Origin of the sequence: Streptomyces sp. JJ66 (assembly GCF_019303495.1) — a bacterium.
Lineage (GTDB): Bacteria > Actinomycetota > Actinomycetes > Streptomycetales > Streptomycetaceae > Streptomyces.
The window spans coordinates 211305-237001 of sequence record NZ_JAEVFI010000002.1; the positions used below are offsets into that span (position 1 = coordinate 211305).

Here is a 25697-nt window from a genome sequence, read left to right on the forward strand (position 1 = left end):
CGGTACCCGGGTGGCTCCCTGGTGCCTGGCTCGAAGGTGGCGCCGCGACGTCGGCCCTAAGCGGTCGGCCCGGGCGCCGTCGCGACGGGGGTAGCGTCGCGGTCGGGCGCCAACGGATCGGTCACCGTCCCGGTCTCCTCGTCCAGCGGTCCCTGCGCCAGCCTGGTCACCCCTGCGGGGACCGGCGGCGCCAGGCCGGCCGCCGTGCGGAGTCCGGTCAGGACGTCGTCGGGTCGTACGGCAGGTGTCACGTGCCGCACTACCAGGCGCAGTATCGCACAAGGAGCCGGTCCGGGCCTATCGCCCCCTGCTGCGGCGTCGGCGTCCTTCACCGCGAGAGCCGCCACGGCGGCACGGGCGTCGAAGGTACGCAACCCCTTTTTCGTCTCGCGCTGGACCTCGACGCTCGGCGCGTCGAGGAAGACGCGCACCGCCCGCTCGGCCTCGGCGGGCTCGACACCGTCCATCCGCAGCTCCCACCGGGAGGCCGTGAGCCGGTCGGCGAAGCCGGAGGTGTGGGCCTCGACGGCGTCGGTCACATCCAGCCCCGGGGGCAAGGACGCGTCCAGCAGCTCACGCAGCCGGGCCGGGTCACGGCGCTCGGTGAGGGCGATCTCCAAAAACTCCGCCTCGCTGGCCGTGCCGGTGGGCGCGGCGTTGGCGTAGGAGACCTTGGGGTGCGGGGTGAAACCGGCCGAGTACGCCATCGGTACCTCGGCGCGGCGCAGGGCCCGCTCAAAGGCACGCTGGAAGTCGCGGTGGCTGGTGAACCTCAGGCGGCCGCGCTTGGTGTAGCGCAGGCGCACGCGCTGCACAGCGGGTGCGGGCGGCGGGCCTTCGGGCTGTCGCTTCCCCAGGGGTCCTTCTCCTTGTGCGGTGCGCCGGGCCGTGGTGCGGCCGCGACGCGGTACGGATCGGCACTGCTCAGCCTACTGCCGACCCGGCGGGCCATCGGGGCGGGACCCAGCGGGAGGTGTTCCACCATGCCCGGCGGCAGGCTAACCCGTAGCGGGGGTGGCGGACGTCGGGGTGCCGCCGAGGTCAACGGTCACGCCGCACCCGGCCGACGGCAGCGCGGTGTCGGTCCCCCGCAGACGGACCCGGGTACGGGCCTCGGCGTCCTCGGTGAACGCGACCGTGCACACCACCTGCCGCACCGCCAGGTCGTCGAGTTCGGCGAGGGCGATCGGCAGGGTCACCTCCACCCCACCCCTGGGGTGTGTCACCGACCGGGCGACGCCCTCGGACGGGAAGTCGGGCAGGCCGCCGGTGAGCCCGGCCTCCCGTTCGCCCGGCAGGGGCCCGGCGAAGAGCGTCGCGAGCGTCTCGGGTGTCGAGACCCCCGGCGTGTCGGCCTCGGTGGGGACGTCGGGGGCGTCCTCCTCGAACCGGACCACGGGCATCAGCCGCCCCTCGGACGACCGGAAGAAGAGAACCATCCCGGTGGTCGGGTACGGATACACCTCGACAGCGGCCGGGCCGCCCGCTTCGATGACGTCCGTCTCGGGGACAGCGCAGCCGCCGAGCAGTAGCGCGGGGAGGGCAGGGAGGGCAGGGAGGACGGCCACCCGAGGTCGTCTCATGCCGGGTCCTCCCCCGGACGCAGCGGCATCTCGACGGTGAAGACGGCGCCGGCTCCGCCGGGCCGGTTCGCGGCGCGGACGGTGCCGCCGTGCAGTCTGACGTTCTCCACGGTGATGGCCAGGCCCAGGCCGCTGCCGGCCGAGCGGGTGCGGGCCGCGTCGGCCTTGTAGAAGCGGTCGAAGATGTGCGGGAGGACATCCGGCCGGATGCCCGGCCCCTCGTCGGTGACCTCGGTGACCAGCCATGCTGTCCCGTCGGCTCCGGTGGTGGTACGCAGCGTCACCGTGACGGGTACACCGCCGTGCCGCAGCGCGTTGCCGACCAGGTTGGCGATGACGACGTCGAAGCGGCGCGGATCGAGTTGGGCCCGGATACCGTCCGGGAGGTCGGTGACCACCCCGTCGGTCCAGCGCCGCCGCTCCAGCGTCTTGTGCAGGGTCTGCGCGACATCGACCTCGTCGGTGTTCAGCTCGGCGGCGTGGGCGTCGAAGCGGGAGATCTCCATCAGGTCCTCCACGAGCACCGCGAGTTTCCCGGTCTCCGCGCTGATCAGCCGGACCGCCCGCGCGGTGTCGGGATCGAGGCGGTCCGCGTCCTCGTCGAGGACTTCGGTGACGACGAGCATCCCCGCGAGCGGGGTACGCAGCTCGTGCGAGACATCGGAGGCAAAGCGGCGGGCACGCGCCTCCGCCTGCCGCAGCTCGTCCACGGAACGCTCCAGTTCGCCTGCTGACTCGTTGAACGTCCGTGCCAGGTCAGCGAGTTCGTCTCGGCCGCTGACCTGGATACGGGTGTCGAGGCGACCACGCCCCATGGACTGGGCGGCTTTGCGCAACTCGCGCACCGGGCGGAGCACGCCCCGTGCGGCGATCAGCGCGGGCACCACAGCGATGGCCAGGCCCGGCAGCGCACCGTCTCTCGCGGCGACGACGAGCGCCTCCACGTTCGCCTGCTCCTCGGGCAGGGGCATCACGGCGAACAGGACGAGGCCCGTGGGCACGCCCCGGCCCTTCCCGGCCTCGAACACGACCGGCATGCCCATGGCCAGGTAGGGCACCCCGTCCTTGACGACCCGCTGGAAGCTGCCGCGCGGGCTGGCGTGCGCCCTGCGGCGCAGCTCGGGCGTGAGCACCGTGGACGTGGGGTTGGTCGCGGAGGAGAAGCGCTGCGAGCCATACTCGGCGTAGACGTACCACGGGCGCGGCCTGCCGTCGCTGGCCATCTCGCGCAGCGCGAACTCCAGGTCGGGAGGGCTGACCGGAAGGTGGATGCCGAGTTCGCGCACGTGGGAGCGGAAGGAGGTGACCGCGGTGTCCTGGGCCGTCGCCAGGACCGCGTTGCGCGCCTCACGGAAGGTGAGCACGGCGGTCGTGCCCGCGCTGACGGCGGCTACCAGCAGGAAGGCCAGCACGAGGCGGGCCCGCAGGCCGAAGAGGCGCCGCCTGCCCGGAGCCTCCCCCTGCCAAGCCGGCCCGCGCGAGGGCCGGGGCCGCAGCCTCACAGCGGTCCGAAGCGGTAACCGAAGCCCCGCAGGGTCTGGATGTAGCGCGGGCTGCCCGGGACGTCCTCGATCTTGTGGCGCAGCCGCCGCACGCACGCGTCCACGAGCCTTGCGTCGCCGTGGTAACTGTGCTCCCACACGTGCTCCAGCAACTGCTGGCGGCTGAAGACCTGCTCGGGCGCGGCGGACAGATGCAGCAGCAGTTTCATCTCGGACGGCGCGAGGGTGAGCTGCTCACCGTTCTTGGCCACGGCGATCCCGGCGCGGTCGATGGCCAGCGCACCGTAGAACTCGACGGCGGGCCGCCCGGCCGCGGGCTCCTCGACCCGGCGCAGCACCGCCCGGATGCGGGCCTCGATGACCTCGGCGCGGGCGGGCTTGACGATGTAGTCGTCGGCCCCGGCCTCCAGGCCGATGACGACGTCGAAGTCGTCGCCACGGGCGGTGAGCATGATGATCGGAAGCTGGCTGTCCTCCCGCACCCGGCGGCAGACCTGCACCCCGTTCATGCCGGGGAGCATCAGGTCGAGCAACAGCAGGTCGGGCCGGAACTCTCGCAGTGCGGCGAGCCCGGCCTCGCCGGTACCGGCGGTCCGCACCTGGTGGCCACGGCGACGCAGCCCGAGTTCCACGCCCTCGCGCACGGAAGGGTCGTCTTCGATCAGGAGTACGCGGGGCATGACACCAGTATCCAGACGTCGGGGGCGGTCCGGCGCCGGGCCGGGGGGATGAGCGGCACCGGGGTCATACGCGGCGGCCGGGTCATGAGCGGCGCCGCAGCCGTGCGACGGCGCCGGTGACGAGGGCGTCGATCTCGGTGAGCCGCAGCGGACGGGCCAGCAGGACGAACACTCCGGCGATCACCGCCGCCCCGGCCCCGGCGGACGCCAGGGGCCCGCCGTGCTCCGCCCAGCGGGCGGCGGCGTACCCGAGCACCGTCGCGGGCACGGCGACGGCCAGCAGCTTCGCCTGCGCGGTGAGCGTGCGCCCGGGGGTGCGTCGCGGCGCTCCCGGGCTCCCCGCACCGGGCGGCCCGCTCGCCGTCAGCCGGCGCCGCAGGACGAGAGCCGTCACGGCCCAGCCCGCCCACAGCGCCAGCGCGTAGCCGCCCGCCATGCCGGTCACCGCCCAGCGCGCGGGCAGCAGCAGGTAGGCCGCCACCGACAGGCCCGCGTTGAGGCCCGCGATCAGCAGGTTGAGCAGGAACGGGGTGCGGGTGTCGGACAGCGCGTAGAACGTGCGGGAGAGGACGTACTGTCCGCTGAAGGCGATCAGCCCGGGGGCGAACGCCATCAGGGTGCCCGCCATGACGGCGACAGCCGCCGCGTTGGTCTCGCCGTACTGGAAGACGAGCGTCAGCACGGGCTGTGCGAGGGCGAGGAGCAGGCACGCCGCCGGTACGACGGCCGCCCCGCTGGTGCGCAGCGCGTACGACACGTCGCGCCGCAGAGCCGTGGTGTCCGCGTCGGCGGCGGCCGCGCTCATCCTCGGCAGCAGCGCGGTCATCAGGGACACCGTGATGATCCCGTGCGGCACGGCCCACAGCAGGTAGGCGTTGGTGTACGCGCTGAACCCGGCACCACCCTCGACGCCGGACGCCTCCGCGTGCAGGCCCGCCGTCGTCGCCAGCCGGGTCGTGACCCAGTACGCGGCCTGGTTCGTGAGCACCAGCAGCACCAGCCAGCCCGCGTTGCGCAACGGCCGGGTGAGCCCGCTGCCGCGCCAGTCGAAGCGGGGCCGGTACCGGAAGCGGGCCGCCCGCAGCGCGGGCAGCAGGGCAAGGGCCTGGACGGCGATGCCCGCCGTCGTCCCCCAGCCGAGCAGCGCCGTCTCGCCGGGGCTCAGCACAGCGCCGTCCCCGGTGGCGAAGGCCGTGAGGTAGAGCCCGAAGACGGCGATGACGACGACGTTGTTGAGGACGGGCGTCCACATCATCGCGCCGAAGTGTCCACGGGCGTTGAGCACCTGGCCGAGCAGGGTGAACAGCCCGAGGAAGAAGATCTGCGGCAGGCAGTAGCGGGCGAAGGCGACCGTCATGGCGGTCTGTCCTGACGGGTAGTCGGTGTAGGCGCCGACGATCGCGGGCGCCGCCCACACCGCGCCCGCGGTGAGCACCAGCAGGGCGAGCACGCAGACGGTCAGCAGCCGGTCGGTGTACGCGACGCCGCCGTCCGCGTGCTCCTTGGCGGCCCTGACCAGCTCGGGCACGAAGACGGCGTTCAGCGCACCGCCCAGCAGGAGCATGTAGACGATCGTGGGCAGCGCGTTGCCGACGGCGTACCCGTCGGCGACCGTCCCGACGCCTAGTGCGGCGGCGACGACGGCGGACCGCGCGAACCCGGTCGCCCGCGACACCACCGAGCCGGCGGCCATGACGGCACCGCTGCGCAGCACGGACGGCGCCCGCGCCACCGTGGCGGGGGCGGCCGCCACCGGGCGCGCGACCTCCTCCGCCGCCGCCGTAAGCACCGCTTCCTCCGCCGCCGGGCGCGTCGCCTCAGCGGAAGCGGCGGAGGCCGGGTGCGCCGCCGTCACCGGTGCGTCAGATACGTCTGGAACGCGCGGTACAGCGCGTGGTTGGCCGGGCCGTCCAACGGTCTCTCCCACTCCCCCAGCGTCTCGACGACCTCCCCGCCGGTGCCGAGCTTCCAGCGCAGCAGCCCGAACGGGCGGTCGTCAGGGTCGAGGGTGGAGGGTACCCCGCGCATGTCGTAGACGTCGGCCCCGAGCGCCTGGGCGTCGAGCAGCATCCGCCACTGGAGCAGGTTGGAGGGCCGGACCTCGCGGCGGTGGTCGGCCGAGGCCCCGGTCTGGTACCAGACGCGGCGGCCGACGCGGATCATGGTGTGGGCGGCGAGCGTCTCACCGCCGTGCCGGGCGAGGTAGAGCCTCATCCGGCCCGGCTCCTCGGCGTTGAGGGCCGCGTACTGGCGCTGGTAGTACGCCAGCGGCCGGCCGAGCCGGAAGCCGTCCCGCTCCTCCGTGATCCGCAGCAGCCGGTAGAACTCGGGCAGGTCGGCGGCGCTGCCGACGACGATCTCCACCCCGGACTTCTGTGCCCGCCGCACGTTGCGCCGCCACTCCTGGTTGAGCCCCGACCACAGGTCGTCCGGCGTGCGGCCAGCGAGCGGCACCCGGAAGACGTGCCGTGGCTGCGCGTCCCCGTCCTCCTCCCCGCCGCACCGCTGCCAGCCGCGTGCCCGCAGCCGCTCAGCGACGGCCGTGCCCAGCGGGTCCACCTCGCTCGCCAGGACGTCCGACAGCCGCCGCCCGGGACCGGTCCCCGACTTCGCCCGGGCCGCACTCCAGCGGCGGTACGCGGGCGAGGGCCCGATCCGCACCGCGAACGCGCCCTCCGCGCGCAGCTGCCGCAGCAGCGGGGCGAGCCAGCTGTCGATGGCCGGGTCAGCCCAGTCGGCGACCGGTCCCTCCGGCAGATACGCGAAGAACTTACGCGTACCCGGCAGTTGCCGCAGCAGCACCAGCGCCACCCCGGACAGCCGCCCCGACGCCGGGTTTGGCCCCCAGCCCACGAACCGGCCCTGCCAGCCCTCCTTGACCTCCGCCCAGGACGGGCACTGCAAGAACGCGGCGCCCAGTGCGGCCCCCTCGGGCGACTCCAGAAACCCGCGGTACGCGGCGGCGGTGATGGGACCGAGCGGTGTCTGCTGACCACGGTCGGCCGGCGCGAGCAACGCTGACACGGTGTGAGCCTCTCTGTCGGGTCTCTCGGGAACGCCCGGGTCTCCCCGGACGCCGAGGATGCTCACAGCCGTCCATGACCGCTCCGCGCGACGTGTGTGACCGGACGATGACCGTTCCGTCGCGGTCCGCCCTCATCTGGCCAACACCCGGCTCACCTGCGCTTTCCCGGCTCTACAGTCCACGTACGCCCACTGCGACACCCATGGAATGTGACGGGGGAATCCGATGAACCACATACGTACGCGGCGCACGGTGGCGGTCGCGGCCCTGCTGCTGCCGCTCGCCGCCTGCTCGTCCTCGGCAACCGGCGCCGACGACGGCAAGGGCGGCGGGGCCACGGGCGACGACCGTCCCGTGTCCGTGACGGTGACCCCGCACGGCGAGGACGTCGAGGCCGGTCAGCCCGTCCAGGTCAAGGTGGCGGGCGGCACGCTCACCTCGGTCACCGTCACCGACGCGGACGGCGCCGTTCTCGACGGCGAACTCGACGCGGACGGCACGGGCTGGACGTCACAGCGCAAGGCCGTCCCGGGCGCCTCCTACACCATCACCGCCGTGACCGCCTCCCCGGCGGGGCGGGAGAAGACGGTGAAGTCCGCCTTCACCACCGCCGAGGCCGACCAGGTCAACAAGGTGGACTGGCGGCCCGGCGCCGACACCACCGTCGGCGTCGCCCAGCCCATCTCCCTCGTCTTCGATCACCCCGTCACCGACAAGGCCGCCGTCGAACGGCAGTTGAAGGTCACCACCTCCAACGGCACCGAGGGCTCCTGGGCCTGGCTGGAGGACTACACCGGCCGCGACCGGATCGACTGGCGCCCCAAGGAGTACTTCAAACCCGGCACCGAGGTCACCCTGACCGCCGAGCTGAACGGCACCGACTCCGGCGACGGCGGCTGGTTCGTCCGCGACTACACCACCAGCTTCACCGTCGGCTCCCGCCAGATCGTCCAGGTCGATCTCGACCGCAAGCAGCTCACGCTCGTACGTGACGGGCAGCGGGTGCGCACGATCCCCGTCTCCGGCGGTACCCCCGGCGGCGTCAAGCGCTCCTGGGGCGGCACCGCCGTCCTCATGTCCAAGGAGGGCACGATCAACATGAACTCCGAGACCGTCGGCCTCGGCACCACCTACGACAAGATGGTCGACTACTCGATGCGGCTCACCTGGTCAGGCATGTACGCCCACGCCGCGCCCTGGAACAAGAAGGTGATGGGCAAGGTCAACAAGAGCTCCGGCTGCATCGGCATGAGTAACGCCGACGCCGCCTGGTTCTACGCCCAGGTGCGCCCCGGCGACCCCTTCGAGATCACGGGCGAGGACACCAAGGGCCTCGTCGCACCGGGCAACGGCTTCGGCGCCTGGAACCTCTCCTGGGCCGACTGGCAGCAACGCAGCGCCCTGCACTGAGCCCGCGCGGCCGGGCTGTCCCTGGCGGCACCCGCACGGCACCGGCCACGCGGCTCCTGACGCCCCGGTCTCGCCGACCAGCGTCCCAGCCCTCCGGCAGAGGCATCCCCGCTGGTATGGCTACTGCTTGACCGTCAGCGGGAGCAGCTTCTTGCCGGTGGGGCGAATGGATGGAGGTGTTCATCTGTAGCTACAAAGACACGTATCTAAATCCATCCTGTAGTGTCCGGCGACGTGAAGAAGTACGACGCAGAGACCGAGTGGACCGCATCAGACCTGGCCCTGTTGGAGGAGCTGAAGAGGGCAGAGGCCCTGCTTCCCGAGGACGCTCCCCGAGCCCTGCTCTCCACCCGGCTATCCGTGCTGACAGAGGACACTACGTCGCCTGTGCGGCAGGAGCTCGACCTCCGCATCCTCGCCAGGGAAATGAGGTACCGCGTCGTCGGCGTCGCCTCGGACCTCAACGTATCAGCGACGAAGGTTCCGCCGTGGAAGCGGAAGGAACTCGGCGAGTGGCTCAACAACCGCACCCCCGATTTCGATGCTCTGCTCTTTTGGAAGCTCGACAGGTTCATCCGCCGCATGACGGACCTCTCCACCATGATCGAGTGGTGCGAGCGGTACGGGAAGAACCTCGTCTCGAAAAACGACCCGATCGACCTCAGCACGCCTGTCGGCCGGACCATGGTCACCCTAATCGGTGGGATTGCCGAGATCGAGGCGTCGAACACATCCACTCGTGTGACGTCGCTGTGGGACTACACCCGGACTCAGGACGCATGGCTTGTCGGCAAGCCCGCATACGGCTACGTCACGGCGAGGATCAACGGAAAGTCTGCCCTTGCCATCGAACCCGACGCGCGCAAAGCGCTGCACTGGGCGCGCCGTATGGCTCTGCGAGGGGTGTCCGCCCGTCACATGGTTCTGTGCATCGTCCGCTCCGGTCTCATGTCCGCCGGACTCACCCCGTCGACTCTCCTCCGCCGCCTTCGTAACCCGGCGCTGCTGGGGTACAGGGTCGAGGAGAACAAGCAGGGCGGGGTGCGGCGCAGCAGGCTTGTTCTCGGCAACGACGGCAAGCCCATACGGGTCGCTCCCCCGATCTTCACTGAGGAGGAGTTCGAAACGCTTCAAGCGGCGCTAGACCACCGAAGCAGGAACCAGCCTGCACGGCAGAGAGGCGGAGCCACGCAGTTCCTTGGCGTACTGATCTGCGCCGACTGTTCAACCAACATGACCGTGCAGAAGACGAGCCACAAGGGCCGGGACTACGCCTACTTGCGGTGCGGGAACTGCAAGAGCGGAGGGCTCGGGGCACCCAACCCAGAGGGCGTGTACGACGTGCTGGTGAGCGACGTCCTTCGAGTTCTTGGGGACTTCCCCGTACAGGTCCGGGAGTACGCCCAAGGCGCAGAGGCACGCGCCGAAGTGAAGCGCCTCGAAGAGGCCATCGCCTATTACATGACGGGGCTTGAGCCAGGTGGCACGTACACGAAGACCCGGTTCACTAGGGAGCAGGCGGAGAAGACACTCAACAGGCTCACCGACGAACTGAGCGCCATCGACCCCGAGACCACGCAGGACCGCTGGACCCTCGTCCACAACGGCAAGACGTTCCGCGAGATGTGGGAAGCGGGAGGCATGGAGGCCATGGCCGAAGACCTGCGCCGAGTGGGTGTCACGTGCGAGGTATCCCGAACGAAGGTCAAGGGGGTGCGCGCCCCGTCCGTGCACCTGCGGCTGAAGATCCCTCGCGACGTACGCGAGCGTCTCGTCATCAAGAGCGACGACTTCGCCGCCAAGCTCTGACGAAGCTGTGCCCCTGCCCTGTCTCTCCGAACGACGTCAGGACAGGGGCTCGACCGAATGGCTTGACGATCGAGCGGCCTTCAGTGTAGGAAGACTCCTTCTGGAGCGGGCACCGTAGCTCCTGCCGTGCGGCGGCGGTAGAGCTGGCCACCCAGGGCCGTTTCAAAGCCTGAGTGATCATGGGGCCGCGCTGGTCCTGGAGAACTAACGAGAGGCGGCCGGGTTCTGCCCGACCGCCTGGCACGAGCTACAGCCACTCGATCACAGAGACGATGTCCGGGTCTCGCCCAGAAGCAGGGAGCGGCGTGCGCCGCGAAGGACGGAGAGCCTGGTCACGCTCCTTCATGCCGAGCCCTCGGAGGATCTCGGCGCGCTCCGCCTCGGTCATTCCGGCGAGCGTCTCAGCCGTCCGGCGGAGGGCATCGTCGCTGGTCACGACGGCTTCTTGACCGTCAGCGGGAGCATCTTCTTCCCGCTCTCGCTCAGTTGTGGCCATGTATCAAACTGCGGGCAGACGCCGCAGTCGAAGCACGGGGTCCAGCGGCAGTCCTCGACCTCGGTCTCGTCCAGGGCGTCCTGCCAGTCCTCCCACAGCCAGTCCTTGTCGAGCCCGGAGTCCAGGTGGTCCCAGGGCAGGACTTCCTCGTAGCCGCGCTCGCGGGTGGTGTACCAATCGACGTCCACGCCATGGGGGGCCAGGGCCGCGTCGGCGCACGTCATCCACAGGTCGTAGCTGAAGTACTCGCGCCAGCCGTCGAAGCGGCCGCCGGCCTCGTAGACGGCGCGGATGACGTCGCCGACGCGGCGGTCACCGCGTGAGAGCAGGCCCTCAACGATGCCGGGCTTGCCGTCGTGGTAGCGGAAGCCGATGGAGCGGCCGTACTTCTTGTCGCCGCGGATCTTGTCGCGCAGCTTCTCCAGCCGCGCGTCGGTCTCCTCGGCGGACAGCTGCGGTGCCCACTGAAACGGGGTGTGCGGCTTGGGCACGAACCCGCCGATGGACACGGTGCAGCGGATGTCGTTGGAGCGGGAGACCTCGCGGCCCTTGGCGATGACCCGGGTGGCCATGTCCGCGATCTGGAGCACGTCGTCGTCGGTCTCGGTGGGCAGGCCGCACATGAAGTACAGCTTCACCTGCCGCCAGCCGTTGCCGTAGGCGGTGGCGACGGTGCGGATCAGGTCGTCCTCGGAAACCATCTTGTTGATGACCTTGCGGATGCGTTCGCTGCCGCCCTCCGGGGCGAACGTCAGGCCGGAGCGGCGGCCGTTGCGGGTCAGCTCGTTGGCCAGGTCGATGTTGAAGGCGTCCACCCGGGTGGAGGGCAGCGACAGGCCGATCTTGTCCTCGGTGTAGCGGTCCGCCAGTCCCTTGGCGACGTCACCGATCTCGCTGTGGTCGGCGGAGGAGAGGGAGAGCAGCCCGACCTCCTCGAAGCCGGTGTTCTTCAGCCCCTTGTCCACCATCTCGCCGATGCCGGTGATGGAACGCTCGCGCACCGGGCGGGTGATCATCCCCGCCTGGCAGAAGCGGCAGCCGCGGGTGCAGCCACGGAAGATCTCCACCGACATCCGCTCGTGCACCGTCTCGGCCAGCGGCACCAGCGGCTGCTTGGGGTAGGGCCACTCGTCCAGGTCCATCACGGTGTGCTTGGACACCCGCCACGGCACGCCGGAGCGGTTCGGCACGACGCGGGAGATGCGGCCGTCGGCCAGGTACTCGACGTCGTAGAAGCGCGGCACGTAGACGCCGCCGGTGCGGGCCAGACGGAACAGCAGTTCCTCACGGCCCCCGGGGCGGCCCTCGGCCTTCCAGGCGCGGACGAGCTCGGTGATCTCCAGGACGGCCTGCTCACCGTCACCGATCACCGCGGCGTCCAGGTAGTCGGCGATGGGCTCCGGGTTGAACGCGGCGTGGCCGCCGGCGATGACCACCGGGTGATCCTCGGTGCGGTCGGCGGCGCGCAGCGGGATGTCCGCGAGGTCGAGCGCGGTGAGCAGGTTGGTGTAGCCGAGCTCGGTGGAGAAGGAGACGCCGAACAGGTCGAAGGCGCCGACCGGGCGGTGCGCGTCCACCGTGAACTGCGGCACCCGGTGCTCGCGCATGAGCTCTTCCAGGTCCGGCCACACGCTGTAGGTGCGCTCGGCGAGTACGCCCGCGCGCTCGTTCAGCACCTCGTAGAGGATCATGACGCCCTGGTTGGGCAGGCCCACCTCGTAGGCGTCCGGGTACATCAGCGCCCAGCGCACGTCGGCCTCGTCCCAGTCCTTGACGGTGGAGTTCAGCTCACCGCCGACGTACTGGATCGGCTTCTGGACGTGCGGGAGGAGGGCCTCCAGGCGCGGGAAGACCGACTCGACAGGCATGGGTGGTGACCTCGACTGGTTCTACGGGGTTCGATGGGGTGGGGGTGTGTGGCTGATCCTCCAGCGTACCGGTCCCCCGGGCTGGGGCCGTCGTCCTCCCGCGCTGGGGCTCCCCGGGGGTCAGCGCGTGCTCAGGTGGTCACGCGCGGGGCCGGGCTCCCCACGCGCCCGGTTCAGCGGGCTCAGGTGGTGACCGCTACGCGGACATCGGGCGCTGTATGCGGATGGACTGGAGCAGGCCGATGGCGATCCAGACGGCGAACATCGCCGTGCCGCCGTAGGAGACGAACGGCAGGGGCAGGCCCGCGACGGGCATGATGCCCAGCGACATGCCGATGTTCTCGAAGGACTGGAACGCGAACCAGGCGACGATGCCCGCGGCGATGATCGTGCTGTAGAGGTCGGTGGCCTCGCGGGCGATGCGGCAGGCCCGCCACAGGATGACGGCGAGCAGCAGCAGGATGAAGGAACCGCCGACGAAGCCCAGCTCCTCGCCCGCCACGGTGAAGACGAAGTCCGTCTGCTGTTCGGGGACGAACTGGCCGGTGGTCTGGGAGCCCTGGAACAGGCCGGTGCCGAAGAGGCCGCCGGAGCCGATGGCGATGCGGGCCTGGTTGGTGTTGTAGCCGACGCCGGAGGGGTCCAGGGCGGGGTTGGCGAAGGCGGCGAAGCGGTTGAGCTGGTACTGGTCGAGCAGGCCGAAGACCCACACGGCGACGGCGCCGGCCGCGCCGGTGAGCAGCAGGCCGAGCACCCAGCGGTTGGCCGCGCCGGAGGCGAGCAGCACGCCGAGGATGATCACGGCGCACACCATCACCTGGCCGAGGTCCCCGACGACGGCGACGGGCAGCCCGGCCAGGGCGAGCGCCTGCACGACGGTGCGGTGGTCGGGGTGCTCGCGGTCACCGGCGTCCACCTTGGCGGCCAGGATCACGGCCATGCCGATGATGATCGTGACCTTGACGAACTCCGACGGCTGAATCTGCAGCCCGGGGGCGACGCCCAGCCAGGCCCGCTCGCCGTTGATGGTGGCGCCGAGCGGGGTGTAGACGAGTCCGACGAGGACGACGGAGGCGATGTAGAGCACCGGCATGACCGAGCGCAGGCGCTGGTGGCCGATCCAGACGACGGCGATGGCGAGCGCGATGCCGATGGCCGCGTTCAGCAGGTGCTTGAACAGGTACTGGTCGGGGTCGCCGCCGGTCAGCTCGGTGCGGTTGCGGGTGGCGGACCACACCAGCAGCGCACCGAGCGCGGACAGGACCAGCGGTGCGGCCATCAGCGTCCAGTCCAGGCGGCGGACGAGCGAGTCGCGCGCGGTCATCCGGGACCACAGGCTCTTGTTCGCCTGGACGGCGCTGGTGTTGAAGGAGTGGACGCTCATGTCAGCCGAACTCCGCCTCGCGCCATGCCGCGACGATCTCGGGGCGCACTGGCGCCGCCGCGATGGTCCCGTCGGGGTTGATCTCCGGGAGCTCCTTTTGCGGCTCGGGCAGCAGGGCCTTGCCACGGTCAATCTTGCCGCCCTCGCCGACACCGTAGAGCGCGTCGTAGATGTTGCGCACGGCCGGGCCGGAGGCGCCGGAGCCGGTGCCGGCCTGGGAGATGGTCATGACCACGGTGTACTCGTCGGTGTAGGTGGCCAGCCAGGAGGTGGTCTGCTTGCCGTAGACCTGCGCGGTACCGGTCTTGGCGTGCATGGGGATCTTGTCGTGGGGCCAGTCGGTGAAGCGCCAGGCGGCGGTGCCCTCGGTGGCGACGGTCTGGAGGGCGGCGTCGATCTGCTGGACGGTCTTCTTGCTGGCGGGGAGCTTGCCGTGCGCGGAAGGCTTGATCTCCTCGATCCGCTGCCCGTCGGGGCTGATGATGGCCTTGCCGATGGTCGGGTCGTAGAGGGTGCCGCCGTTGGCGATGGCCGCGTAGCCGGTGGCCATCTGGATCGGGGTGACGAGCAGGTCACCCTGGCCGATGGCGTAGATGATGCTGTCACCGGCGCGCAGCTTCATGCCTTCCAGGCAGTTCTCGCGGGCCAGTTTGGCGACGTAGGCGCTGGTGCCGTCTGCGTCATTGGCGGACTCGCCGGACTCGCCGGACTCAGCGGCCTTGGCCTGCTTGCACCAGCTGTCCTTGTTGGCCTCCCAGTAGTCCTGCTTCCACGCCCGGTCCGGCACCCGGCCGGTGACCTCGTTGGGCAGGTCGATGCCGGTTTTCGCGCCCAGGCCGAAGTCCTTGGCGGCCTGGTAGAGGTACTCGTTGGCTTCGCCCGGGTCGGGGTTGAGGCCGCCGTCCTTCTGCCACTCCTGGTGGCCCAGCCGGTAGAAGACGGTGTTGCAGGAGTACTTCAGCGCTTCACCGAGGGTGATGGGGCCGTGCCCAGTGGACTCGAAGTTGGCGAAGGAGTGGCTGCCCAGGCTGTAGGACGCGGAGCACGGGTAGGTGTCGTTGAAGGCGTACCCGGCGTTGACGGCGCCCATGCTGGAGACGACCTTGAAGATCGAGCCCGGTGCGGCCTGGCCCTGGATCGCCCGGTTGAGCAGCGGGTAGTTGGAGTCCTTGCCGGTGAGTTTGGCGTAGGTGTCGCTGTCGATGCCGCCGACCCAGGCGTTGGGGTCGTAGTCCGGCAGGGAGGCCATGGCCACGATGCGGCCGGTTTGGGACTCCATGACGATGGCCGCGCCCGCGTCCGCCTCGTAGGGGCGGCCGGTGATGGAGTCGGTCTGCTTGCGGACCGTTTCCATCGCGAGCCCCAGCTGTTCCTCGACGACGGTCTGCACCCGGGCGTCGATGCTGGTGACCAGGGAGGAGCCAGCCACCGGGTCCTCGGCCTCGGCCATGCCCAGGACGCGGCCGAGCTTGTCAACCTCGTAGCGCAGCACTCCCGCGTCGCCGCGCAGGGCGCTGTCGTAGGTGCGTTCGATGCCGGAGCGGCCGATCTGGTCGGAGCGCAGCAGCGGCGAGTCGGTGTCCTTGGCCTGTTGCACCTCGTCGTCGGTCACCGGGGAGAGGTAGCCGAGTACCTGGGAGGTTTTGGCCTCGTAGGGGGCCGGGTAGTGGCGCACGGCGGTGGGTTCGGCGGTGATGCCGGGAAAGTCCTCGGCGCGCTCGCGGATGGTGAGAGCCTGCTGGGTGGTGGCCTCGTCGCTGATCGGGATCGGCTGGTAGGGCGAGCCGTTCCAGCAGGGCTGTGGCGTCTCGGCGTTGCACAGCCGGACCTTGTGGGCGACGTCCTCCTCGGACATCTCCAGCACCTCGGCGACGCGGGCGAGCACGGCTTCGCCGTCGTCCTTCATCTTCATCAGCTCGGTGCGGCTGGCGGAGACGACCAGACGGGTCTCGCTGTCGGCCAGTGGTACACCGCGGGCGTCGTAGATGGTGCCGCGCGGCGCGGGCTGGACGACCTGCTGCACGTGGTTGCCGGCGGCTTCCTCGGAGTAGTCGTCGCCGTTGCGGATCTGCAGGTACCACAGGCGTCCGCCGAGGGTGAGCAGCAGCGAGAACACGAGGATCTGGATGCCGATCAGCCGGATGGTGACGCGCGAGGTGCGTCCGGTCTCCGGAATGTTGCTCATGGGGCCCCTCCCGTCACAGCCGCTTGATGCCCTTGATGCGTCCCGCCTTGTGCCGGGCCGGCCGGCTCAGCAGCCCGCCCCCGCCGGTACTTCCCCCGGACGCCGGTGCCCACCGCGCGGAGCGGGACCGGCCGAGCTTGCCGGTGCGGCCGAGCTTGCCGGTGCGGCCCCGGGCAAAGGCGCCGCCGAACGGGCTGAGGACGGTGTCAGCTGCGGTACCGGAGCCGCCGCCCGCCGCCTCGGCCAGCGGGTCGGGGTCCGCGCGGCGGGCGAGCGCCATGAGGAACGGCACGGTGAACGGCGCCAGCAGCAGGTCATACAGGGTGGCGGTGAGCAGCAGGCTGCCCAGGCCGACGTGCCGGGCGGCGCCGTCCCCGACGAGGGCGCCGACACCCGCGTACAGCAGCGTGGAGCTGAGCGCGGCCCCCGCGACGACGATCATCGGCACGGTGGCGCTGCGGTGCCGCCCGGTCTCCGGCCGGGTGAGCCCGGCGGCGTAGCCCACGAGGCACAGCACGAGCGCGTAGCGGCCGACGGCGTGGTCGGCGGGCGGGGCGAGGTCGGCGAGCAGGCCCGCGCAGAAGCCGACGACGGCGCCGCTGGTGTGGCCGTAGACCAGCGCGAGGGCCAGCACGGTCAGCAGCAGCAGATCGGGCGTGGCGCCGGGCAGCTGGAGCCGGGCGAGGATGGTGACCTGGACGACGAGGGCGACGACCAGGAGCGTCGCGGAGAGCAGAACGCGGTTCAGGCGCATGGGTCAGTCCGTCCCTGGGCCGATGGGGTCGGCTCCGGCCACTTCTTCGGTTTCCTCGGTGTCCTGGCCCGGGGCATCCGGTACGGGCGGGTCGCCAGGGTCCGGGGTCGCTTCGGGGTCGAGTTCGTCTCGGTCGCCTTGGCCTTCCAGGCCCTCGCCTTCTTCCAGCGGCTGGCCGTCGGGACCGACGGTGACGGTGACCGTGGGGGTCGGTTCGGCCTTCGGCTTGTCCGGCAGGACCACGTCGCGCGGGTCCTCACGCGGCGGCTGGACGACGACGCCGACGATGTCCAGCCGGGTGAAGCCGGCGTAGGGCTCGACGCGCACGGTGCGGGTGAGGTTGCCGCTGGCTGGCGGCACCTCGGCCACCGTACCGACCGGGACGCCGGGCACGAACGGCTTGTCGTTGCTGGAGCCGAAGGTGACCAGACGGTCGCCCTTCTTCACCTCGGCCTTGGTGTTGAGGAGTTCGACGGTCAGCCAGCTGTCGCCACGGCCGGCGGCGAAACCGAGTTCGTCGCTGCCCTCCATGCGGGTACCGACGGTGAAATCCGGGTCGGTGGCCAGCAGCACGGTGGAGGTGGTGGGGCCGACGGTGGTGACGCGGCCGACGAGTCCGTCGCCGTTGAGCACGGTCATGTCCGGTGTGATGCCGTCGCGCTCGCCGACGTCGAGGGTGATGGTCCAGGAGAAGCCCTGCGCGGCACCGATCGCGACGACCTGGGCACCCTTGACGCCGTACTGCCCGGACGCGGCGGCCCCCAGCAGCGCGTCGAGCTGCTGCACGCGTGAGGAGCGCCGCTCGTCCGAGCCTAGCTCCAGCCGCAGTTCGGCGTTCTCCCGTTCCAGGGCGGCGAGCTGGTCGTGGCGGTCGCCGGAGGAGCGGACGGCCGAGACGGCGTTGCTCACCGGATTGACGGCACCGGCCACGGCGTTTTCCACCGGCCCGAAGACGGTGGCGGCGCCCTCCCGGGCGGTGTCCAGGGGCGAGTCCTCACCGCTCCTGATGTCCACCGTGATCAGTGCGAACGCGATGGCTGCCAGCAGGATGAGCAGCAGCCGGCTTTCTCGGGAGTCCCTCACGTGCGCGCGCCGTGCCTTCCCCTAGGTCGGAACCGGGTCTTTTTACAGACCTTCAGGTGTTGTGCGTGATGTGTCCACCGGTGTGCGCCGATCGGACGGCCGCGATGCGGTGTCCGCCCGGCGTTCACGCGGCTACCGGCGCGGCTGGGCGTCCAGGACCTGCTGCAGCGCCTCGAACTCCTCGACGCACTTGCCGGAGCCGAGCGCGACCGAGTCCAGCGGGTCCTCGGCGATGTGGATCGGCATGCCCGTCTCCTGCCGGAGCCGTTCGTCCAGGCCGCGCAGCAGGGCGCCGCCGCCGGTGAGCACGATGCCACGGTCCATCACGTCGCCGGACAGCTCGGGCGGGCATTTGTCGAGCGTGGTCTTGACCGCGTCAACGATGGAGTTGACCGGCTCCTCGATGGCCTTGCGCACCTCGGCGGCGGAGATGACGACCGTCTTGGGCAGCCCGCTCACCAGGTCCCGGCCCCGGATCTCGGTGTGCTCGTCCTGCTCAAGGTCGTAGGCGGAACCGATGGTGATCTTGATGGACTCGGCGGTGCGCTCACCCAGCAGGAGGCTGTACTCCTTCTTGACGTGCTGGATGATCGCGTTGTCCAGCTCGTCACCGGCGACCCGGATCGACTGGGCGGTGACGATGCCGCCCAGCGAGATGACGGCGACCTCGGTGGTGCCGCCGCCGATGTCCACCACCATGTTTCCGGTGGCCTCGTGTACCGGGAGCCCGGAGCCGATCGCGGCGGCCATCGGCTCCTCGATGATGTGCACCTGCCGCGCACCGGCCTGCGTGGACGCCTCGATGACGGCGCGCCGCTCGACGCCGGTGATGCCCGAGGGGACGCAGATCACGACGCGGGGCCGGGCCAGGTAGCGGCGGCGGTGCACCTTCAGGATGAAGTAGCGCAGCATGCGCTCGGTGATCTCGAAGTCGGCGATCACGCCGTCCTTCAGCGGCCGCACGGCGACGATGTTGCCGGGCGTGCGCCCGATCATCTTCTTCGCCTCGGCGCCGACCGCCAGAATTCCGCCCGTGTTGGTGTTGATGGCGACGACCGACGGCTCGTTGAGGACAATTCCCCGCCCTCTGACATACACCAGCGTATTCGCGGTCCCGAGGTCGATCGCCATGTCCCGGCCGATGAACGACATGTTGTTCGCCATGAGGATACGTCTGGCCTTCCAGCAGGAGCGATGTGGAGCGGTGGTGCGGCAAGAGGGCAGGGAGCGATGCGGGTCGCGGAGAGAGCCTCCGGAAGCCCCCATCGTAGCCAGGTCCCCGCGCACGCGGGATGCGGGTTCCACCGCCATTGTGGTGGCAACCGGGACCCGCCCTGCCTCTGAGGACGACGCGTTCGGGTGAATCGTTCCCCTGGAGCGCGTCGAATATCCCCGGATTGACGTGACGCGGCGTCAGCAGGCGTCAGTAACGGTCGGGGAAGAAGATCTTCAGCTCCCGCTCGGCGGATTCGGCCGAATCCGAGGCGTGCATGAGGTTCTCCCGGACAATGGTCCCGAAATCCCCCCGGATGGAGCCGGGTGCGGCCTGGATCGGGTCAGTCGGCCCCGTGAGCGCGCGCACGCCCTCGATGACCCGCTCGCCCTCCACGACGAGGACGGCCGAGGGGCCGGAGGACATGAACTCCAGCAGCGGCGGGTAGAACGGCCGCCCCTGGTGCTCGGCGTAGTGTGTCTCCAGCGTCGCCCGGTCCAGGGTGCGCAGTTCCAGCGCCGTGATCGTCCAGCCGGCCTTCGCTTCGAGGCGGCCGATGATCTCGCCCATCAGGCCACGCCGGACCGCGTCGGGCTTGAGGAGGACGAGGGTGCGCTGGCTCATGAATGCGGCTCCTTGCGGGTGGCGTCGGCTGACCCGCCCGAGGCTACCGCTCCCCCGCCGGGCGGCGGACGCCGCCCCGTTCCGGCGATACGGCGCGGGCAGCGCCCGCCCCGCACGACCGGGGTGCCGTCCAGCGGGGACCGCTCAGGGCTGCGCGGCGGCGCGTCCGGCGTCGATCTTGCGGCCGTAGTGGACGGAGGTCCACCACAGCAGGGCGAACACCGCGCCGAGGACGAACATCGTCGGCACGAGGAAGCCGCTGGCGATCAGCCCCGCCTGCACCACCCAGCCGAACGCGACCCCGCCGGGACGGCCGAGCAGGCCGCACGCCAGCAGGCACAGCGCCATGGCGGTGCCGAAGACGAGCCACACCGTGCCCGGGGAGTGGTCGGTCAGGCGCAGGGCCACCAGGCCCGCCAGGCCGACGACGAGGAACTCCCCGATCAGTGTGGAAGCGCACAGCGTCCGCATCAGCGGTCCCTTCCCAGCAGCAGCCGGGCCTCACCGACCGTGATGACCGAGCCGGTCACCAGCACCCCGGCCCCCGCGTACTCGTGTTCCTCCTCGGCCAGGGTGATGGCTTCCTCCAGCGCGTCGTCCAGCCGGGGCTCGACCTGGACGCGCTCCGCACCGAACACCTCGACGGCCAGCGCCGCCAGCGCGTCCACGTCCATCGCGCGCGGCGTGGAGTTGCGCGTGACGACGACCTCGGCCAGCACCGGTTCCAGCGCCTCCAGCAGGCCGCGCACGTCCTTGTCGCCGCTGGGGCCGACGACGCCCACCAGCCGGCTGAAGCCGAACGCCTCCGAGACCGCCTCGGCGGTGGCCTGCGCCCCGGCCGGGTTGTGCGCGGCGTCCAGCAGCACCGAGGGGCTGGAGCGCACCAGCTCCAGGCGCCCGGGCGAGGTGACGGCCGCGAACGCGGTGCGGATCGCGTCGGCGTCCAGCGTGCGGCCGGGTTCGGCGCCGACGCCGAAGAACGCCTCGACGGCCGCCAGGGCTACGGCGGCGTTGTGCGCCATGTGGGCGCCGTGCAGCGGCAGGAAGACATCGGCGTACTCGCCGCCCAGCCCGCGCAGCGTCAGCAGCTGGCCGCCGACGGCGACCTCGCGGCTGACGACGCCGAACTCCAGCCCCTCGCGCGCGACGGTGGCGCCCACCTCAGCGGCGCGGCGCAGCAGCACCGAGGCGGCCTCGACCGGCTGCTGGGCCATGACGACCGTCGCACCGGGCTTGATGACCCCGGACTTCTCCTGCGCGATCTCGGCCGGGGTGCCGCCCAGCCGGTCGGTGTGGTCCAGCGCGATGGGGGTGATCACCGAGACGCCCGCGTCGATGACGTTGGTGGCGTCCCAGGTACCGCCCATGCCGACCTCGACGACGGCGACCTCCACCGGCGCGTCCGCGAACGCCGCGTACGCCATGCCGGTGAGCGCCTCGAAGAACGACAGCCGGTGCTCCTGGGCCGCGTCGACCAGGTCGAAGAAGGGCTTGGTGTCCGCGTAGGCGCGGATGAAGGTCTCGGGGGACACCGGCAGCCCGTCCACGCTGATGCGCTCGGTCATCGACTGCACGTGCGGGCTGCTGTAGCGGCCGGTGCGCAGCTCGAAGCCGCGCAGCAGCGCGTCGATCATGCGCGCGGTGCTGGTCTTGCCGTTGGTGCCCGTGATGTGGAGGGACTGGTACGCCTTCTGCGGCTCGCCGAGCACGTCCATCAACGCCCGGACGCGGGCGAGGGACGGGTCGAGGCGGGTCTCGGGCCAGCGGTCGAGCAGCGCCTGTTCGACCTCGCGCAGTGCCCGGTCCAGCTCCGGGTCGGCGGGGCGGGCGGGCACGTCCCGTGCGGCGTCGGCGGCCAGCGGACCGGCCTGGGTGCGCAGGGTGCGGCTGCCGGCCTCGATCACCGCCAGGTCCGCATCGCGCCGGGTCTCCTGGCCGACGATGGCGTCGAACTCCTCGCCCTCCTCCAGCGGATCGGCGCCATGGGGGTCGTCGGGCTCGGGGCCGGGGGTGCTGGGGGTGTCGCTCACGTCCGCCAGTCTACGAAAGCCCGGGGCCGGGCCACTCGGGGGCGGCGCCCCGGCGGGGGCGGCGCCGCGCGCGCGTGCCACACTTTCGTCCATGCGCGTCTACCTGGGCTCCGATCACGCGGGCTACGAACTGAAGAACCACCTGGTGGAGTGGCTGAAGGCCAACGGGCACGAGCCCGTGGACCGCGGCCCGCACCTGTACGACGCGGCCGACGACTACCCCCCGTTCTGCCTGCGCGCGGCCGAAGGCGTCGCCGGTGACCCGGACGCGCTGGGCATCGTGGTGGGCGGCTCCGGCAATGGCGAGCAGATCGCGGCCAACAAGGTGCGGGGCGTGCGCGCGGTACTGGCCTGGAGCGAGCAGACGGCCGCGCTGGGCCGGGAGCACAACAACGCGAACGTCATCAGCATCGGCGCCCGGATGCACACCGCCGAGGAGGCCACCGCGTTCGTGGCGGCGTTCCTGAGCACGCCGTTCTCCGGTGACGCGCGCCACCAGCGCCGCATCGACCAGCTCAGCGGCTACGAGGAGACGGGGCAGCTGCCGCCCCTGCCCGAGGGCCACCCGCGGCAGGACTGACCCGGAGCCCACAGGACCGACCAAGAGCGACCCGCACGCCGATGCCCGAGGGCCACACCATCCACCGGCTCGCCGCCGAGTACGCGGAGCGCTTCGCGGGCCGCCCGGTGCGCGCGAGCAGCCCACAGGGGACCTTCGCCGAGGGCGCCGCGCGGCTGGACGGCCACCCGATGACCAGCGCCGACGCTCTCGGCAAGCACCTCTTTTTGGGGTTCCAGGGGTTCGGCCCCGGCGTCGGCTGGGTGCACATCCACCTCGGCCTGTTCGGCAAGGTGTTCTTCGGCGCGGACGACGACCCCGGCGGCGCCCCCGCGCCGACGGTGCGGCTGCGGCTGGCCGGTGAGCGCGGCTACGCCGATCTGCGCGGACCCACGCGGTGCGCGCTGGTCACCGACGCGGACAAGGCCGCCGTCGCCGAGCGGCTCGGACCCGACCCGCTGCGGCCCGACGCCGACCCACAGCGGGCGTGGCGGCGGATAGCGCGCAGCCGCACCGCGATCGCCACGCTGCTGCTGGACCAGAAGATCGTCTCCGGCGTCGGCAACGTCTACCGCGCCGAGGTGCTGTTCCGGCACGGCATCGACCCCTACCTCCCCGGGCGCGAGCTGACCCCGGCGCAGTGGCACGCGCTGTGGCAGGACCTGGTGGCGCTGATGCCACGGGGCGTGCGCTCCGGGCGCATCGACACCGTGCGGCCCGAGCACACCCCGGAGGCGATGGGCCGGGCCCCGCGCGTGGACGACCACGGGGGCGAGGTGTACGTCTACCGCCGAGCGGCGCTGCCGTGCCACGTGTGCGGCGCCCAGGTGCGGACCGCCGAGCTGGCGGGCCGCAACCTGTTCTGGTGCCCGGGCTGCCAGCAGGGCTGACGGCCCCGGGACCGGCGAGGAGCGATCCGGACCCGGGCGGTCAGAACCCGTGCGGCAGCCAGGGCGCGCGCTCGGCGGTGAACGCGGCCGACGCGGCCTCCAGCGCACCGGCGCGCAGCTCGCGCACGCGGCCCGCGGCGGCCAGCGCGTGCAGCGGTTCGCCGCCGAGGTAGGCCGAGCCCAGCTCCCGTACCGACAGCGCCAGGTCGGCCGGGGCCCCGGTGCGCTCGCAGCGTGCGCCCGTGCCGTCCCCGGCGAGCCGCCACCGGCCGGTGTTCTGGGGGCAGAACGCGTCGGTGACGTCGAGCACCACGTCCACCTCACGGGCGTAGGTGCGCGCGGCGAGGGCGGCGCCGACATCCACCGGGCGCAGGTACAGCCCGTCGCGCAGGCGGCGGTCGCAGCGGCGCGGGTCGGAGACGAGGTACTGCCACGGGTCATCCAGCGGGCGCGCGCCGGTGTGAATGCGCGAGGTGAGGTCGATGCCCGCGAGGAAGCGCCACAGCGCCCCGGCCGCGGGCGGGTCCAGCGCCTCCAGGTCGCGCAGGTTCACCGTGCCCTTGGGGCCCGCGTCGTCCCACCCGGGGGTGACGGAGTAGCGGGCGTAGCCGACGAGTTCGCCGTCCCGTTCGGCCAGCACGCACAGCAGCGGTGAGGAGCCCTTGCGCTCGCTGACCGGGTCGGCGATGCCGTTCTCGGCCCACTCCTGGGAGCCGCGCTCGATCATGCCGGGGCGGGTGGGCACCAGGCGGGCGTACAGCTCCTCACACCGGGTCAGGGACTTCGCCGGGTCGGCATAGCGCACCGACACCTCGTCCGTGCCCGGCGGGGTGGTCAGGCGCACCCGGTCGGTGTCGAGGGTGGCGCGCAGCTCCTGGGTGGCGACGCCGTACCCGAACCGGCCGTAGATGGCGGGCTCGGACGCCGTCAGCACGGCCAGCGGCTCTCCGGCCGCCCGGACTTCGTCGAGCTGACGGCGCATCATCGACCGCAGCACACCACGGCGCCGGTGGGTGGCCGCGACGCTCACCAGGGTCAGTCCGCCAGCGGGCACGAGGGCGCCGCCCGGCACCGTCATGCGGAAGGAGAAGGTGGCCGCGGTACCGACGATCTCCGCGTCATCCACCGCGGCGATCCCGCGCCCGAACTCCACCAGGCTTCGCCACCTGGCCTCTTCCGCCGGCTCCTCGGGCACCCCGCCGAAGGCCCGGATGACCGTGCCGTACCAGGCGTCCCAGTCCTCGCGGCCAATCCCGCGCAGCTCCATCGTCATGCCCCATCCCTATCAAGCCGACCGGGCATCGGCATCCGCATTTCGAACGGGGACGCGACGGCCACCAGCGGGGAATCGACGCGGCCCTGACCGCCCGGATAAGGTCGCGCACCATGGCAGGTCACACCGGTGCGGTCGGCGGATCGGCCCGGCTGGACCGTGGCCGCAAGGCGTGGCACCGGGCCCGGACGCGGCTGCGCCGGTCCGGCGTCGACTCCTTCCGTGGTCACGGCTCGGACTGGGCGGTCTTCGGCGTCCTGCTCACCGCCGTCGCACTGCTCGCCTGGGGCACGCTGGCGCAACCGCTGTGGGTGGCCCCGGAGACGCTGGTCCTGCCCGTCATCGCTGGCGGTCTGCTGCTGCGCCCGGTGCGGCTGCTGACGCTGTACACGGCCGCCGCGGTGGCGCTGGTGGTGGAGTCCTTCGCGCTCGGCCCCTACACCGGGGGCGCGGGCCGGGTCACGCCGGGCACCGTGCTGGTGGTGGCCACGGTCGGGCTGGCCGGACTGCTCATCGCCCAGTTCCGGATGCGGGTGGGCGTGCCGTGGACCCGGGGCGGCACCATGCTGTTCGACCTGCGCGAGCGGCTGCGGGTACAGAGCCAGCTGCCGAAGCTGCCGCGCGGCTGGCACCGGGAGATGTCGCTGCGCCCGGCGGGCGGGCAGTCCTTCTCCGGTGACTTCGTGGTCGCCGCGCGCACCGGCCCCGACCGACGCACGCTGGAGGTCGTACTCACCGACGTCTCCGGCAAGGGCATGGACGCCGCGTCCCGGGCGCTGCTGCTGTCCGGGGCGTTCAGCGGACTGCTGGGCTCGCTGCCCGCGCCCGCGTTCCTCCCGGGCGCCAACGCCTACCTGCTGCGGCAGGACTGGCACGAGGGCTTCGCCACCTCCGTGCACCTGGTGCTGGACCTGGACACCGGCGACTTCGAGCTGATGTCCGCCGGTCACCTGCCAGCGGTGCAGCTGTGCTCGGGCAGCGGGAAGTGGCAGCGGCACGCCGCGGAGGGGCCGCTGCTGGGCGTACTCGACGGCGCCGAGTTCCACCCGGTGAAGGGGCGGCTGCGCCGGGGCGACGTGCTGATGCTGTTCACCGACGGGCTGGTGGAGTCCGCCGACCGGGAGCTGGACGCGGGCATCGACCGCCTCACCGGCACGGCCGACACCTACGTCGCCACCGGCTTCCGCGGCGCGGCCTGGCACCTGATCGAACACGTGGCCCGCGACGTCAACGACGACCGGGCGCTGCTGATCCTCAGCCGGGACTGACCAGCGCGCGGCCGTTGCCCGGGGCTGGCCCACCTCGCGCCGTCGGCCGGGCCCGGTTTGC

The 25697-nt window shown here is 71.7% G+C and carries 22 protein-coding genes; 5 read left to right on the forward strand and 17 right to left on the reverse strand.

Annotated features, from left to right (window positions below; translation table 11 throughout):
• Window positions 1-56: 56 nt before the first annotated feature.
• From JJV70_RS02955 to JJV70_RS02980, 6 genes are all read right to left on the reverse strand, one after another.
• Window positions 57-815 carry a TIGR03936 family radical SAM-associated protein gene (locus tag JJV70_RS02955; RefSeq protein ID WP_219046023.1) on the reverse strand — a complete coding sequence of 253 codons (759 nt, stop codon included), beginning with the start codon at window positions 813-815 and terminating at the stop codon, window positions 57-59.
• A 183-nt stretch (window positions 816-998) separates the two neighbouring features.
• The gene (locus JJV70_RS02960; RefSeq protein WP_219046025.1) at window positions 999-1583 is read right to left on the reverse strand and encodes a hypothetical protein; all 585 of its coding nucleotides are present in this window, start codon (window positions 1581-1583) and stop codon (window positions 999-1001) included.
• Window positions 1580-3085 (reverse strand): HAMP domain-containing sensor histidine kinase, encoded by a 1506-nt coding sequence (locus JJV70_RS02965; RefSeq protein ID WP_219046027.1) that lies wholly within the window; start codon window positions 3083-3085, stop codon window positions 1580-1582. Before JJV70_RS02965 ends, JJV70_RS02960 begins: the two co-directional genes overlap by 4 nt.
• On the reverse strand, window positions 3082-3765 hold the full coding sequence (locus tag JJV70_RS02970; RefSeq protein ID WP_219046029.1) for a response regulator transcription factor: 684 nt from the start codon (window positions 3763-3765) through the stop codon (window positions 3082-3084). Before JJV70_RS02970 ends, JJV70_RS02965 begins: the two co-directional genes overlap by 4 nt.
• A gap of 82 nt (window positions 3766-3847) precedes the next feature.
• Window positions 3848-5458: a murein biosynthesis integral membrane protein MurJ gene (gene murJ / locus JJV70_RS02975; protein ID WP_257573289.1), complete on the reverse strand. Its 1611-nt coding sequence runs from the start codon at window positions 5456-5458 to the stop codon at window positions 3848-3850.
• Between the two features lie 158 nt (window positions 5459-5616).
• Window positions 5617-6789, reverse strand: coding sequence for a peptidoglycan bridge formation glycyltransferase FemA/FemB family protein (locus tag JJV70_RS02980; RefSeq protein ID WP_219046032.1), 1173 nt, complete (start codon window positions 6787-6789; stop codon window positions 5617-5619).
• A 226-nt stretch (window positions 6790-7015) separates the two neighbouring features.
• On the opposite strand from JJV70_RS02980, the gene JJV70_RS02985 reads away from it, so the two are divergent.
• Both JJV70_RS02985 and JJV70_RS02990 read left to right on the forward strand, forming a co-directional pair.
• On the forward strand, window positions 7016-8200 hold the full coding sequence (locus JJV70_RS02985) for an Ig-like domain-containing protein (protein WP_219046034.1): 1185 nt from the start codon (window positions 7016-7018) through the stop codon (window positions 8198-8200).
• Between the two features lie 234 nt (window positions 8201-8434).
• The gene (locus JJV70_RS02990; protein ID WP_308294651.1) at window positions 8435-10009 is read left to right on the forward strand and encodes a recombinase family protein; all 1575 of its coding nucleotides are present in this window, start codon (window positions 8435-8437) and stop codon (window positions 10007-10009) included.
• A gap of 247 nt (window positions 10010-10256) precedes the next feature.
• Here the strand turns inward: JJV70_RS02990 and JJV70_RS02995 are convergent, their stop codons facing one another.
• From JJV70_RS02995 to JJV70_RS03040, 10 genes are all read right to left on the reverse strand, one after another.
• Entirely contained in the window at window positions 10257-10445 is a 189-nt protein-coding gene (locus JJV70_RS02995) for a hypothetical protein (protein WP_219046038.1), read from the reverse strand.
• On the reverse strand, window positions 10442-12373 hold the full coding sequence (locus JJV70_RS03000) for a TIGR03960 family B12-binding radical SAM protein (protein WP_219046040.1): 1932 nt from the start codon (window positions 12371-12373) through the stop codon (window positions 10442-10444). The genes JJV70_RS02995 and JJV70_RS03000 overlap by 4 nt, the downstream gene beginning before the upstream one ends.
• A gap of 196 nt (window positions 12374-12569) precedes the next feature.
• The gene (locus JJV70_RS03005) at window positions 12570-13757 is read right to left on the reverse strand and encodes an FtsW/RodA/SpoVE family cell cycle protein (protein ID WP_219046042.1); all 1188 of its coding nucleotides are present in this window, start codon (window positions 13755-13757) and stop codon (window positions 12570-12572) included.
• A 1-nt stretch (window position 13758) separates the two neighbouring features.
• Window positions 13759-15942 (reverse strand): penicillin-binding protein 2, encoded by a 2184-nt coding sequence (gene mrdA, locus JJV70_RS03010; RefSeq protein ID WP_219046044.1) that lies wholly within the window; start codon window positions 15940-15942, stop codon window positions 13759-13761.
• A 13-nt stretch (window positions 15943-15955) separates the two neighbouring features.
• Window positions 15956-16696 carry a rod shape-determining protein MreD gene (mreD, locus tag JJV70_RS03015; protein WP_219046046.1) on the reverse strand — a complete coding sequence of 247 codons (741 nt, stop codon included), beginning with the start codon at window positions 16694-16696 and terminating at the stop codon, window positions 15956-15958.
• A 3-nt stretch (window positions 16697-16699) separates the two neighbouring features.
• On the reverse strand, window positions 16700-17779 hold the full coding sequence (mreC, locus tag JJV70_RS03020) for a rod shape-determining protein MreC (RefSeq protein ID WP_219046048.1): 1080 nt from the start codon (window positions 17777-17779) through the stop codon (window positions 16700-16702).
• A gap of 132 nt (window positions 17780-17911) precedes the next feature.
• Window positions 17912-18931 (reverse strand): rod shape-determining protein, encoded by a 1020-nt coding sequence (locus tag JJV70_RS03025; RefSeq protein ID WP_219046176.1) that lies wholly within the window; start codon window positions 18929-18931, stop codon window positions 17912-17914.
• Window positions 18932-19202: 271 nt separating this feature from the next.
• A complete protein-coding gene (gene ndk, locus JJV70_RS03030; RefSeq protein WP_219046050.1) occupies window positions 19203-19616 on the reverse strand; it encodes a nucleoside-diphosphate kinase in 414 nt (137 codons plus the stop codon).
• Between the two features lie 144 nt (window positions 19617-19760).
• Window positions 19761-20087 (reverse strand): DUF4233 domain-containing protein, encoded by a 327-nt coding sequence (locus JJV70_RS03035; protein WP_219046052.1) that lies wholly within the window; start codon window positions 20085-20087, stop codon window positions 19761-19763.
• On the reverse strand, window positions 20087-21646 hold the full coding sequence (locus JJV70_RS03040; protein WP_374227237.1) for a folylpolyglutamate synthase/dihydrofolate synthase family protein: 1560 nt from the start codon (window positions 21644-21646) through the stop codon (window positions 20087-20089). The genes JJV70_RS03035 and JJV70_RS03040 overlap by 1 nt, the downstream gene beginning before the upstream one ends.
• A gap of 91 nt (window positions 21647-21737) precedes the next feature.
• Between JJV70_RS03040 and JJV70_RS03045 the strand changes: the two genes are divergently transcribed.
• Window positions 21738-22226: a ribose-5-phosphate isomerase gene (locus tag JJV70_RS03045; RefSeq protein ID WP_219046055.1), complete on the forward strand. Its 489-nt coding sequence runs from the start codon at window positions 21738-21740 to the stop codon at window positions 22224-22226.
• Window positions 22227-22267: 41 nt separating this feature from the next.
• Window positions 22268-23095, forward strand: coding sequence for an Fpg/Nei family DNA glycosylase (locus JJV70_RS03050; protein WP_219046057.1), 828 nt, complete (start codon window positions 22268-22270; stop codon window positions 23093-23095).
• Between the two features lie 40 nt (window positions 23096-23135).
• On the opposite strand, the gene JJV70_RS03055 is transcribed toward JJV70_RS03050, so the two are convergent.
• Window positions 23136-24368 carry a GNAT family N-acetyltransferase gene (locus JJV70_RS03055; RefSeq protein WP_219046059.1) on the reverse strand — a complete coding sequence of 411 codons (1233 nt, stop codon included), beginning with the start codon at window positions 24366-24368 and terminating at the stop codon, window positions 23136-23138.
• Between the two features lie 113 nt (window positions 24369-24481).
• Between JJV70_RS03055 and JJV70_RS03060 the strand changes: the two genes are divergently transcribed.
• Window positions 24482-25636 carry a PP2C family protein-serine/threonine phosphatase gene (locus tag JJV70_RS03060; RefSeq protein ID WP_219046061.1) on the forward strand — a complete coding sequence of 385 codons (1155 nt, stop codon included), beginning with the start codon at window positions 24482-24484 and terminating at the stop codon, window positions 25634-25636.
• The last annotated feature ends 61 nt before the right edge of the window (window positions 25637-25697 follow it).